This is a genomic window from Dactylosporangium sp. CS-047395, from assembly GCF_050942185.1.
Taxonomy (GTDB): domain Bacteria; phylum Actinomycetota; class Actinomycetes; order Mycobacteriales; family Micromonosporaceae; genus Dactylosporangium.
Genome location: NZ_CP192015.1, coordinates 2,130,519 through 2,142,809 on the forward strand (window position 1 = coordinate 2,130,519; position 12,291 = coordinate 2,142,809).

Here is a 12,291-nt window from a genome sequence, read left to right on the forward strand (position 1 = left end):
CCGAGGTACCGCTTCAGTCGAGCAGTGAGAACCGCTCCCACGCGCTGGCCTCGTCGCGGTTGGCGATGAGCGGGCGGTTGCCGCCGTCGTCGGCCGTGACGTACTTGCCGTTGATGCTCGCGATGATGCTGATCGTGTTGTCGTCCTTGTTCTGCACGATCGTGAACCGTTCCCAGGCCCCGACCGCCGTGCGGTTGGCGATCAGCGGGCCGTCGCCGGCCGCGTCCGCCGTCACGTAGGCGCCGTTGGCGTGGGAGCGGAACGCCACCTCGCCGTGGCCCAGGTCGACGATGTCGAACTGCTCCCACGAGCCGATCTGGCCGCGGTTGGCGATCAGCGGGCTCTTGCCGCCCGCCGCCGCCGAGACCAGGCTGTTGTTCGCGCCGGCGCGGAAGGAGGCGACGGTCGGTACCGGAACCTTGGTGAACTTCTCCCAGGCGCCGATCTCGGTGCGGTTGGCGATCAGCGGCTTGCCGCCACCGGCGTCCGCGGTCACGTAGCGGCCGTTGATGCTCGCCTTGAGGCTGATCGTGCCGTCCTCGTTCTCGACGACCTTGAAGCGCTCCCAGGCCCCGACGGCGGGCCGGTTGGCGATCAGCGCGCCGTTGCCCGCGGCGTCGGCCGAGACGTACCGGCCGTTGGAGTGCGACCGCAGCCCGACCTCGTCGCCGCCGAGATCCACCAGGTCGTACTGCTCCCACGCCCCGACCGCGTCCCGGTTGGCGATCAGCGGCTTGCCACCGCCGCCGTCCGCCGTCACGTAGCGGTTGTTCGCGCCCGCGCGCAGCTCGAACGGGTCGCCGATCGCGGGCAGGTCGCCGGCCAGCTGGGTCAGCGCCGCGTAGTCGCCGTTGAACGCGTTCTTGTCATAGTTGCCCTGCTGGCTGTTGTTGCCGCCGGCGTACTGCCAGATGGCGTACTTCGTCCACGACGCGGGAAGCGCGGTCGGCGCCTGGGCCTTCCAGTACGCCAGGTCGAGCGGGTTGTTCGAGAACGAGGCGTCGTTGCCGGTGCACTCGCTCCACCAGCTCGCCGCCGTGTAGATCATCGGGTCGCGGCCGATGCGCTTCCTGATCTGGTCCGAGAACGCGTGGATGTAGGCGACCATCTCGGCCGGCGTCAGGTTCCAGCAGTTCGGCAGCTTCAGCGACGCGTACGGCCACTCGAGGTCGATGAACGGCACGAGCGTCCGCGCGTCGTTGCGCCACTCGATGTGGTCGACGAAGAAGTTCGCCTCGCCGACCGGGTCCCGCTGGTCCGGCCGCGCGAACGCGTACGCGCCCGTCAGCAGGCCTACGTTCTTCGAGGCGTTGAAGTCACCCGAGAAGTACGGGTTGACGTACGAGCGGCCCTCGGTCGCCTTCACGTAGGCGAAGCTCATGCCGGACGTCGCGACCGCGCCCCAGTCGATGTTGGGGAAGACCCGATGGTCGTTGCTCGACACGTCGATGCCGAGGATCGGGAACCCGTCGGGCCCGCCGATCGCCTGCGCGCTGACCGAGCCCTTCGACGCGCCCGGCGGCAGCCCGGCCTGCGCGTGCCCGCCCGGATCGTCCGCCGTGCCGGCCTGCGCCGCTCCCACGCCGACGAGCACCGCCAGGCCGGTCAGGACGGCGAGCGCCCGGACCGTGACCCGGGCCCGCTTCGAGGTGGGAAACCGCGGCCCGGGCTTGCGATGCCGAAACTGCCCCGGACCAAAAGATTTGTACACCGACATGTATTGAGACCCCGTAATGGTGATGGCCGATCGATGACGGGACACACCATACGCAACGGGATCATGCGGCGGGGACCCGCCGACCGGTCAACCCCGGCAACCCGGTCGGTTTCGCGGGCCGGTTTCTCACGGCCGGTGGCATTTCGCCGGTTTCGGTCAGCGACTACTGGCAGGTCGGCAAACCATGATTGACCCGTACTTCTCGACGCTGGACGAGAACCAGGACAACAACGCGGCGGCCGTGACGGTGGCCGTCGACACCAGCCCGCGCCCGTCGGCGAGCGTCAAGCCGTCCGCGAGCCGGACCGGCGGCACCGGCGGCGGCCTCACCCCGATCGACGCGACCACCTCGGCCGGCCCGGCGGCGACCCCGGGCGCGAGCGGCCCGCTGCCGAGGACCGGTTCGAACATCACGCTCTACGCGATCGTCGGATTGGCCGCCGTGGCCGCGGGCGTGTTCCTGCTCGTCGCCATTCGCAGCCGCCGCCGCGCACGATTCAGCGCGGAGTGACGGCCGAATTACTGCATGGAAATGTGCACGTGGTTGTAGTGGTCTCCGGCGGGGGTACCGTCCCCGCCGTAGGACTTCCAGCCGCTGCTCGGTTGCCAGATCCGCTTGTACCAGATCACGTACTTGATGCCGAGATTCTTCGCGTTGGCCAGGGCCCAGGCGGCCAGATTGTCGCCGTAGGTCTTGTCCGCGCCGGTGGCTCTGGCATTGACGAAGGTCGACGCATTGGCCGAGAAGTCACAGGCTTTTCCGAGCGGGTGGTCGCCACCGCCGCCGCTTCGGTAGCACGACGTGTAGTGGGTGAAGCCGGCCTTGCGCGCCTCGTTGTACATGTTCGTGGTGCGCGGGGACTGGCAGCCCGTGGTCGTCGGGTCGTCGCCGGAGCAGGACTCCTTCGGGTACGAGCCGTCGGAGTTGCGGGCGACCGCGTTCGTGGTGACCTTGCCGCCCGAGGGGGCGCCGGAGCTGACGTCCGCGCCGCCGCCGGCCTTGCGCAGGGCGTCCTCGGCGGTCTTCTTGTTGGTCTCCATGATCTTCAGCTGGGCCTGCTGGTTGGCCACCGCCGCGTCGATGTCCTTGCGCTGCTGCTCCAGCTGGCGCTGGGTCTCGGCGATCTCGCGCAGCTGCTTGTTCTCCTGCTGCAGCATGTACTCGACCGTGACCATGTTGTGCAGCATGTCGTCGGGGTCGTCGGCGCCCAGGATCACGTTCGTGAGGCTGACCCGGTTGCCGCGGTAGGCGGCGTTGGCGATCGCGCCCGCCGAGGCCTGCAGCTCGCCGAGGCGGGTCTGGGCCTTGGCCATCTGGTCGCCGATCGCGGCCTGGTCGGCCACGGACTTGTCCAGCCGGCCCTTCGCGTCGTTGTACTCCGCGGTGGCCTTGTCCAGGGCCTGACGCACAGTGAGGTTCTGGCCGCCGTCCTCGTCCGCGCCGGGGGTCGGCTCGGCCGAAGCGGCGTCACCGAACGTGGTCACCAGGAGGAGCACGGTGACCAGGAGCGTGAGGACCCTTCTCGGTGCCGTCAACATCGCGGCACAGCATATCGAAGCGACCTGAAAACGCCAGCGCGAGAATATGCGCATGGACGACCTACTCAACCGGCATCGGCAGGTCATGCCCGCCTGGATGCCCGTGTACTACGACGAGCCCCTCGAACTTGTCACCGGTAAGGGTTCCCGGGTCACGGACAGTAACGGAAAAACGTACCTCGATTTCTTCGGCGGGGTGCTGACGAACTCGCTGGGTTACGACCTGCCGGAGGTGCGCGAGGCGGTCGAGCGGCAGCTGCGCACCGGGATCGTGCACACCTCGACGCTGTACCTCATCCGGCACCAGGTCGAGCTGGCGGAGAAGATCGCCAGGCTGTCGGGCATCCCGGACGCGCGGGTGTTCTTCACCAACTCCGGCACCGAGGCGAACGAGGCCGCGCTGCAGGTGGCGACCAACACGCGGGGCAGCAACAGCATCCTGGCCGTGCGCAACAGCTATCACGGCCGGACCGCCGCGACGATCGCCGTCACCGGAAACCGTGCGTGGTCGGCTTCGGCCTACAGCCCGTACAACGTGAGCTATCTGCACTCCGGGGATCGGCTGCGCGGGCTGTTCCGGGGGATGAGCGACGAGCGGTATCTGGAGGCGGCCGAGGAGGACCTCCGCGAGGTGCTCGCCACGACGACGGCCGGCCCGGTCGCGTGCCTGATCGCCGAGCCGATCCAGGGTGTCGGCGGGTTCACCCACGGCCCCGACAAGCTGATGGCCGTGTGGCAGCGGGTCCTCGACGAGCACGGCATCCTGCTGATCTCCGACGAGGTGCAGACCGGCTGGGGCCGCACCGGCGAGCACTTCTGGGGCTACCAGGCGCACGGGATCACGCCCGACCTGCTGACCTTCGCCAAGGGCATCGGCAACGGCTTCGCCCTGGCCGGCGTGGTCGGGCGGGCCGAGGTGCTGGAGTCGGTGCAGGGCATCTCGTTCTCGACGTTCGGCGGCAACCCGATCTCCACGGCGGCCGGCAACGCGGTGCTGGACTACATCGTCGACCACGACCTGCAGGCCAACGCGGCGCGCACGGGCGCGATCCTGCTCGACGGGCTGCGCAAGGTGGACAGCCCGATCGTGGCCGAGGTGCGCGGCAAGGGGCTCATGATCGGCATCGAGCTGACCAGCGCGGCGGCGACGGTCGCGGTGTTCGAGTCGTGCCGGCGGGACGGGCTGCTGGTCGGCAAGGGCGGCCTGTACGGCACGACGATCCGGATGGGACCCCCGCTCAACCTCACCGAGGACGACGCCCGGGAGGGTTTGGAAATTCTGACCAACGCTCTGGAAGAACACGCGCGTATTTCCGGCTGATAACGCGAAGGCCGAACCGTCCCAAGGGGTCTGGTTCGGCCTTTTGCCTGCCAAAAATGGACAAATCGCCGACCGGTCCCGCGTAACAAATCGGGCAGGATTCGGGGTGAAGTCGCCGTGGGAGCGTTCCCGGATGATCTGCTGGTGGGACCGGAAACTGCGCTGCCAAATCGGCTCTGACCTGCGCTTTTAGGCCCCCTTAAGATCCACTTCGCAGGTAACAGTTTGAAAACTTCGCCCAACTCCTTGACAAGAAGGGGGGCTCAGTAAGAACTTTTACCACTAACAGTTAAGGAACCTTGCTGAAAGGGAGCAGGATGGTGTCTCGCGAGGAAACCACGACGGTGGCGCCGGCCGCCGTCAGTGCCTCGACGCTGGCATCCGTCCCGGTCTCCCCGGCCCCGGCGGCTTCCTCGGGTGACGGGCTCGCCCTCGCCGGCAGCGGCGAGAGCGTCCTGGTCCGGGTCCGCGCCGGGCTGCCCGAGCTCACCGGCGCCCTGCAGCGCGTGGCCGAGCTCATCCTGGCCGACCCCGCCGCCGCGGCCCGCTCGACCATCGTCGAGCTCGCCGAGCGCAGCGGCACCTCGCCCGCCACCGTGACCCGCTTCTGCCGGGCGCTGGGCTTCGTCGGCTACGCCGACCTGCGGCTGGCCATCGCCGGCGAGACCGGCCGGGCCGCGCGCACCGGCGGCTGGACGATGGACATCGGCCGCGAGATCCAGCCGACCGACCCGCTGGAGCGGGTGCTGGGCCAGATCATGGCGGCCGACACGCAGGCGATGCACGACACCGCCTCGCTGCTGGACCTCTCCGAGGTCGAGCGGGCCGCCGAGGCCATCGCCCGCGCCGACCGCGTCGACATCTACGGCGCGAGCGGCAGCGCGCTGGTCGGCGGGGAGATGCAGTTCTGCCTGCACCGCATCGGCATTGCCGCCTGGGCCTGGACCGACGTGCACAACGGCCTGGCCAGCGCGGCGCTGCTCAAGTCCGGCGACGTGGCCCTCGGCGTCTCGCACAGCGGGCAGACCCGCGAGACGATCGAGATGATCGCCGAGGCGAGCAGCCGGGGCGCGACGACGATCGCGCTGACCAGCTTCCCGCGCTCGCCGCTGGCCGAGGTCGCCGACATCGTCCTGCTCACCGCGACGCAGGCGACAACCTTCCGGCCGGACGCCCTCTCGGCCCGGCACCCGCAGCTCGTGGTGCTCGACCTGCTGTACATCGCGGTCGCCCAGCGCACCCACGAGCGCGCCCACGCAGCGTTCTCCGTCACGGCCCAGGCGGTCGCCGGCCATCGGTCGGCCTCCGGAAAGGAAGCGTCGTGACCACTCTCCAGGACGCTCGCGCGAGAAAGGGCGACGGGATGGCCGTCACCGCTCACGGTTACGTCTCGGCGATCCAGTCGGTCATCGACCGGATCGCCCTTACCCAGGCCGACAACCTCAGCCAGGCGGCGGACCACATCGCCGTGGCGCTGCGGGCCGGCGGCCTCCTTCAGGCGTTCGGCACCGGGCACTCCGAGGCGGTGGCGGTGGATTTCGCCGGCCGCGCCGGGGGGCTCGTGCCGACGAACAAGATCCTCCTTCGGGACCTCGTCGTCTACGGCGGCGAGGACCCGAAGATCCTCGAGAACGAGAAGCTCGAACGCGATCCTGGTATCGCCGCCAAGCTCTACGAGATCGCCGCGCCGCGTCCCGAGGACGTGTTCGTGATGGCCTCACAGTCGGGGATCAACGGGGGGATCGTCGAGATGGCGCTGCTGATCAAGCAGCGCGGGCACAAGTTGATCGCCATCACATCGGTCGAGCACACCGTCCGGGTGTCCCCCAGGCACCCTTCGGGCCAGCGGCTCGCCGACATTGCCGACGTCGTGCTGGACAACGGCGCGCCGTACGGCGACGCACTGCTGTCGCTGGATAGCGGCGGCGCGGTCTGCCCGGTCTCTTCGGTCACCAACGCGCTCATCGCGCAGCTGGTGGTCGCCGAGGTCGTGCGACGCATCGAGGCCGCGGGTGAGGTGGCTCCCGTCTACCTGTCCGCAAACGTCCCCGGCGGGGACGAGCACAACCACACCCTCGAGTCGCGGTACGCCGGACGTGTCCGGCGAACCGCCTGACCCGAACCGAGGAGACCCCCAAATGTCCAATGAACTGACTCGTCGTACCGTCCTGCGGCGCGCGGCTGCTGCGGGCCTGCTCGCCACGCCGGCCGCCGGTCTGCTCAGCGCTTGCGCCGGTTCCAGCACCGACGACAAGGGCGGCAGCGACACCGGAACCAAGTCGGCCGACAACCCGTTCGGCGTCAAGGACGGCAGCACCGTCAAGGTCGTCGTCTTCGACGGTGGTCTGGGCACCGACTACGCGAAGAAGGACGTGACGATCTTCAACGCGAAGCACGCCAACGTCACGGTGAACCAGAGCGCCACCCAGAAGATCAAGACGCAGGAGCAGCCGAAGATGGCGACCTCCCCGAGCGACCTGATCAACAACTCCGGCGCCGACATCATGGACACCGCGACGCTGATCAGCGAGAACGCGATCCAGCCGCTCGACGACCTGCTCGACGCCCCGAACTGGGACGGCACCGGCAAGATCCGTGACTCGCTCCTGCCGGGCACGATCAACGACGGCACCTTCAACGACAAGTTCTACACGCTGAAGTACGCCTACACCGTGTGGGGCATGTGGTACGACGCCGCGCTGTTCGAGAAGAACAGCTGGACCGCCCCGAAGACCTGGGCCGACTTCTTCACCCTGGCCCCGAAGATCAAGGCGGCCGGTATCGCGCCGTTCGTCTACGACGGCGTGCACGGCTACTACCCGCGCTGGCACATCATGGCGACGGTCTGGAACGCGGCCGGCAAGCAGGCCGTGGTCGACATCGACAACCTCAAGCCGGACGCCTGGAAGGCCGCGGGCATCCTCGAGGGCCTGCAGAACATCGAGAAGATGGTCAAGGACGGCCTGATCCTCGCCGGCAGCCAGGGCCTCAACCACACCCAGTCGCAGCAGGCGCACCTCGACCGCAAGGCCGCGTTCATCCAGGTCGGCACCTGGTACAAGAACGAGATGGCGAAGACCCTGCCGCCGGACTTCAAGCTGACGCTCTCGAACTACTGGGACGTGGCCAGCCCGAAGGCGGCCGGTGCGGTCTACGCCGGTGCCGGTGAGGACTGGGTCGTTCCGGCCAAGGCCGAGAACGCGGCTGGCGCGAAGGAGTACCTGCGCGCGATGCTGTCCACCGAGGGTGCCGGCGCGTTCGCGTCGCTCACCAAGTCCCTCGCGTCCGTCAAGGGCTCGGGTGACAAGGTCGACGACCCGGCGCTGGCCAGCGCCAACACCCTCATGAAGAGCGCCCCCGCCGACCTGATCTCGTTCCGGTTCCCGGACTTCTACGCCGACTACGGCAAGGAGAGCGAGAACCTGTCCGAGGACCTGATGGCGGGCCGCGTCGACGCCGCCGGCTTCGTCACCAAGATGCAGGCCGTCGCGGACAAGATCGCGAAGGACGACAGCATCAAGAAGCAGACCCGCAAGAACTGACACCCGTTTCCCGGTTAGGTAGTGACTGATCATGCGGCACGGTAAAGCGCGGTTCGTGACGGGCTTCCTCGCCCTTCCGGTACTGCTCTTCGCGTTCTACGTGGTGTGGCCGTTCGCCCAGGCGGTGGGGTACTCGTTCACCGACTGGGGCGGCTACTCGGACAAGCAGAACTTCGTTGGCGTGGACAACTACGTCAAGCTGTTCAAGGACGAGCTGGTGCACAAGGCCTTCTGGCACAACGTGTTCTTCCTCGTCACCGTGCCGCTGTTCACGATCGCGCTGGCCTTGTTCTTCGCGTTCCTGCTCAATGTGGGCGGGCGCGGAGACAAGGCCGGCATCCGGGGTGTGTTCGGGTCCAGCGTCTACAAGGTCATCTTCTTCTTCCCGCAGGTGCTCTCCCTGGTCCTGATCGCCGTCATGTGGCAGGCGATCTACCGCACCGACAACCAGGGCCTGCTCAACGGCCTGCTCATGAAGGCCGGGATCATCGACCCCGAACACCCCAACCTCTTCGTGGCCGACCCGGAGCCGTTCCTGGGCATCCCCGCGGTGCTCTGGTGGCTGCTGCTCATCGCGGTCTGGAGCGGCGTCGGCTTCTACATGGTCCTGTTCTCCGCCGCCATGCAGGGCATCCCGAAGGACATCTACGAGGCGGCGCTGCTCGACGGCGCCGGCCGCGTCAGCACCTTCGTGCGGATCACGCTGCCCCTGCTGCGCGACAACATCTCGGTCGCCTGGGTCTACCTGGGCATCACCGCGCTGGACATGTTCGCCCTGGTCTACGTCATGACCCCCAGCCAGGGCGGCCCCAACCACGCGTCCGAGATCTTCGCCTCGGTGATTCAGTTCACCGCCTTCAACCGCGGCCAGTTCGGATACGCGTGCGCCCTCGGTGTCGCACTCGCGATCTTCACGATGCTGATCGCCGCCCTCCAGTTGCGGATCACCCGCCGCGAACGAATCGAGTTCTGACATGGCTGACACGGTGGTGAACGACAGGCGGACGGCCCCCGCCGGCGGCGGCAGCAACGGCCACCGCGCGGTACCGAAGGCCCAATCGGAACCGCTCAAGCTCGGCGACCGGGTGTTCGGCGGCTTCTCCCACCTGTTCCTGGTCGTCTGGGCCCTGATGGTGGTCTACCCGATCCTCTGGGTGATCATCTCGTCGTTCAAGGACGACAAGTACATCATCAAGGAGCCGCTGTCCCTCAACCCGCACGGGCTGCACTGGGACAACTTCTCCCGCGCGTGGACCAACGGCGGTCTGGGCTCGTTCTTCGGCAACACGGTCGTGGTCGTCGGCGGCGGCGTGATCCTCACGATGCTGCTGGGCTCGATGGCCGCCTACGTGCTGGCCCGCTACGAGTTCCCCGGCAACCGGGCGATCTACTTCCTGTTCCTGTCGGGCCTGACGCTGCCGGTGTACCTCGCGATCGTGCCGCTGTTCAAGGGCGTCTACAACACCGGCGTCACGTTCCCGCTGCTCGGCCTGAACTCCCGGTTCATGCTGATCCTGGTGTACGTCGCCTGGTCGCTGTCGTTCACGATCTTCTTCATGCACTCGTTCTTCCGCACGCTGCCGACCTCGGTCGCCGAGGCGGCGCTGGTGGACGGCGCGTCGCACAGCACGCTGTTCTTCCGCGTGATGCTGCCGATGGCCAAGCCCGGCCTGATCAGCATCGGCATCTTCAACGTGCTCGGCCAGTGGAACCAGTGGTACCTGCCGACGGTGCTCATGCAGGACACCAGCGGCGCCGGCAACGTGCACCAGGTGCTGGCCCAGGGCCTGATCGGGCTGTCGGTCAACCAGGGGTACAAGTCGGACTGGTCCGGCCTGTTCGCCGGTCTGACCATGGCCATGCTGCCCGTGCTCGTCGTCTACATCGCCTTCCAGCGGCAGGTGCAGGCCGGCCTCACCAGCGGCATCTCGAAGTAACAAGGACCCGCGCGGCCCCGGCGCTTCCACGAGAAGTACCGGGGCCGTGCGATGTAATGCCTTCATGCTCATCGCGGTCTCGCCCTCCGGCGCCGGCGGCCTCCTGCGGCCGCTGGCCGACGACGGCACGCCCACCGGCGAGGAGCAGCACGTCCAGGACCTGGCGGGGGCGGTCGCTCGAGTCGAGTCACGCGATCGCCCCCGCTGGCTCTGGGCGTCCACCGCCGAGCTCTACCCGCGCCTCGCGCGCGCCGGCGTCCGGGTCGAGCGCTGCCACGATCTCGAGCTCGCCGAGGCCCTGCTGCTCGGCGCGGAGGGCGCCTGGGGCCAGCCCCGCATGCTCCCCGCGGCCCTGGCCCGGCTCGAGGGTCGCCCGGTGCCGCCCGACCCGCCGGCGCGGGCCGCCGAGCCGCCCGGCCTGTCGCAGGACTCACTCTTCGACGCGTTCGATGCGGCGACGGTACCGTCGGATGCTCTTCTGAAAGTCTTTCTCGCCCAACGGCGGCGGGTGGAAGCGCTGCCGGAGCTCGAGTCCGCCCACCCCCTCGCGCCACGGGCCGGCGGGATGCGCACGCTGATCGCCGCCGAGTCCGCGGGGGCCCTGGTCGCCGTCGAGATGGGCCTGGCCGGCCTGCCCTGGCGCGCCGACGTCCACGACGCCCTGCTGCGCGAACAGCTCGGCGCCCCCTCGCCGGTCGGCGGCCCGCCCGTGCGCCTGGCCGAGCTCGGCGCCCGGCTCAACGAGGCCCTCGGCCAGCGGGTGCACCCCGAGTCGCCGGCTGAGCTGCTGCGCGCGTTCGCCCGGGTCGGCATCATGCTGCGCAGCACCCGCAAGTGGGAGCTGGAGCACGTCGAGCACCCGGCCGTGCCGATCCTGCTGGAGTACAAGGAGCTGTACCGGCTCTGGACCGCGCACGGCTGGAGCTGGCTGGACCAGTGGGTCGAGGGCGGGCGTTTCCGCGCGGAGTACATCCCCGGCGGCGTCGTCTCCGGCCGCTGGGCCACCCGCGGCGGCGGCGCCCTGCAGATCCCCAAGGTGGTGCGCCGGGCCGTGGTGGCCGACCCCGGCTGGACGTTCGTGGTGGCCGACGCCGGGCAGCTCGAACCCCGGGTGCTCGCCGCCGTCTCCGGCGATCGGCGGCTGGCCCGCGCGGGTGCGGCCGGGGACCTCTACGCGGCCCTGGCGACCGAGGCGTTCGGCGGCGACCGGGCGCGGGCGAAGGTGGCGCTGCTCGGCGCGATGTACGGCCAGACCGGCGGCAACGCCGCGCCCGCCCTCGCCGCGCTGCGCCGCTTCTACCCCGACGCCTGGGACCTGGTCGAGGAGGCCGCGCGCACCGGCGAGGCCGGGGGACTGGTGCGCACCTGGCTCGGGCGCACCTGCCCGCCCTCGTCCGTGACCTGGCGGGAGGGCTTCGACGAGCCCGGCGCCGAGGTCGAGTCGCGCGGCGGCGCCAGGGGCCGGGCCCGCGGCCGGTTCACCCGCAACTTCGTCATCCAGGGCACCGCCGCCGAGTGGGCCCTGGTGCTGCTGGCCCGGCTGCGCGCCGCGCTCGCCGGCCGCCGCGCCGAGCTGGTGTTCTTCCAGCACGACGAGGTCATGGTGCACTGCCCGCAGGACGAGGCGGAGGCGGTCGCGGCCGCCGTGCACGCCGCCGGCGACGAGGCCCGGCGGCTGCTCTTCGGCGACACCGAGGTCCGGTTCCCGCTGGACGTGTCGATCGTGGAGCGCTACTTCGACGCGAAGTAGGCGGCGAGCATGTCGGTGTGGGTCGGGAAGCACAGCTCCTGCGGGCCGAGCGCGATCTCGAAGCCGAGCGATTCCTCGGTCCGGGTCGATTCGGGGATCTCCACAAAAGGACGCGGCGGCAGTACCCCGAAAACGATCAAATTCCCGCTCGTCACGCTGTGCACGTCGAAGAGGCGCACGTCGGCCGCGTCGGCGACAATGGTGGTCTCCTCGCGCAGCTCGCGGACGGCCGCCTCCTGCCACGTCTCGCCTACCTCGATGAAGCCGCCCGGCAGGGCCAGCTCGCCGCGGCGGGGCTCGATGTCGCGGCGCACCACCACGATGCCCCGCCCCTCGTCGGTGTCGACCGGCAGCAGCGTCACCGCCACCGGCAACGGGTTGCGCCAGGTGGTCTCGCCGCATACTTCGCAGACCCGCGGCCAGGGCGCCCCTTGCGCATAGGCGGCGCCGCAGTACGAACAGTGATCATGGAGGGCCATGAGCAT

The 12,291-nt window shown here is 69.3% G+C and carries 11 protein-coding genes; 8 read left to right on the forward strand and 3 right to left on the reverse strand.

The window, feature by feature from the left end; all coding sequences use genetic code 11:
• Nucleotides 1-13: 13 nt before the first annotated feature.
• Nucleotides 14-1,717 carry a GH25 family lysozyme gene (locus tag ACQP00_RS09870; protein WP_433217510.1) on the reverse strand — a complete coding sequence of 568 codons (1,704 nt, stop codon included), beginning with the start codon at nucleotides 1,715-1,717 and terminating at the stop codon, nucleotides 14-16.
• Between the two features lie 184 nt (nucleotides 1,718-1,901).
• Between ACQP00_RS09870 and ACQP00_RS09875 the strand changes: the two genes are divergently transcribed.
• On the forward strand, nucleotides 1,902-2,228 hold the full coding sequence (locus ACQP00_RS09875) for an LPXTG cell wall anchor domain-containing protein (RefSeq protein WP_433217512.1): 327 nt from the start codon (nucleotides 1,902-1,904) through the stop codon (nucleotides 2,226-2,228).
• Nucleotides 2,229-2,236: 8 nt separating this feature from the next.
• On the opposite strand, the gene ACQP00_RS09880 is transcribed toward ACQP00_RS09875, so the two are convergent.
• On the reverse strand, nucleotides 2,237-3,256 hold the full coding sequence (locus ACQP00_RS09880; protein ID WP_433217514.1) for a coiled-coil domain-containing protein: 1,020 nt from the start codon (nucleotides 3,254-3,256) through the stop codon (nucleotides 2,237-2,239).
• 46 nt (nucleotides 3,257-3,302) lie between these two features.
• Here ACQP00_RS09880 and ACQP00_RS09885 point away from each other — a divergent pair, with 46 nt between their 5' ends.
• The 7 genes from ACQP00_RS09885 to ACQP00_RS09915 all read left to right on the forward strand — a co-directional run bounded on the left by ACQP00_RS09885 (nucleotide 3,303) and on the right by ACQP00_RS09915 (nucleotide 11,806).
• On the forward strand, nucleotides 3,303-4,577 hold the full coding sequence (locus ACQP00_RS09885) for an aspartate aminotransferase family protein (protein WP_433217516.1): 1,275 nt from the start codon (nucleotides 3,303-3,305) through the stop codon (nucleotides 4,575-4,577).
• 317 nt (nucleotides 4,578-4,894) lie between these two features.
• Complete coding sequence (locus tag ACQP00_RS09890) at nucleotides 4,895-5,902, forward strand: MurR/RpiR family transcriptional regulator (protein WP_433217518.1); 1,008 nt, start codon at nucleotides 4,895-4,897, stop codon at nucleotides 5,900-5,902.
• A gap of 38 nt (nucleotides 5,903-5,940) precedes the next feature.
• The gene (locus ACQP00_RS09895) at nucleotides 5,941-6,693 is read left to right on the forward strand and encodes a sugar isomerase domain-containing protein (protein WP_433066420.1); all 753 of its coding nucleotides are present in this window, start codon (nucleotides 5,941-5,943) and stop codon (nucleotides 6,691-6,693) included.
• A 22-nt stretch (nucleotides 6,694-6,715) separates the two neighbouring features.
• A complete protein-coding gene (ngcE, locus tag ACQP00_RS09900; protein WP_433217520.1) occupies nucleotides 6,716-8,119 on the forward strand; it encodes an N-acetylglucosamine/diacetylchitobiose ABC transporter substrate-binding protein in 1,404 nt (467 codons plus the stop codon).
• A gap of 31 nt (nucleotides 8,120-8,150) precedes the next feature.
• The gene (locus tag ACQP00_RS09905; RefSeq protein WP_433217522.1) at nucleotides 8,151-9,092 is read left to right on the forward strand and encodes a carbohydrate ABC transporter permease; all 942 of its coding nucleotides are present in this window, start codon (nucleotides 8,151-8,153) and stop codon (nucleotides 9,090-9,092) included.
• 157 nt (nucleotides 9,093-9,249) lie between these two features.
• On the forward strand, nucleotides 9,250-10,056 hold the full coding sequence (locus tag ACQP00_RS09910; RefSeq protein WP_433223792.1) for a carbohydrate ABC transporter permease: 807 nt from the start codon (nucleotides 9,250-9,252) through the stop codon (nucleotides 10,054-10,056).
• Between the two features lie 64 nt (nucleotides 10,057-10,120).
• Nucleotides 10,121-11,806 carry a bifunctional 3'-5' exonuclease/DNA polymerase gene (locus tag ACQP00_RS09915; protein ID WP_433217524.1) on the forward strand — a complete coding sequence of 562 codons (1,686 nt, stop codon included), beginning with the start codon at nucleotides 10,121-10,123 and terminating at the stop codon, nucleotides 11,804-11,806.
• Here the strand turns inward: ACQP00_RS09915 and ACQP00_RS09920 are convergent.
• A complete protein-coding gene (locus tag ACQP00_RS09920; RefSeq protein ID WP_433217526.1) occupies nucleotides 11,788-12,285 on the reverse strand; it encodes an NUDIX domain-containing protein in 498 nt (165 codons plus the stop codon). The genes ACQP00_RS09915 and ACQP00_RS09920 overlap by 19 nt on opposite strands.
• Between the last annotated feature and the right edge of the window lie 6 nt (nucleotides 12,286-12,291).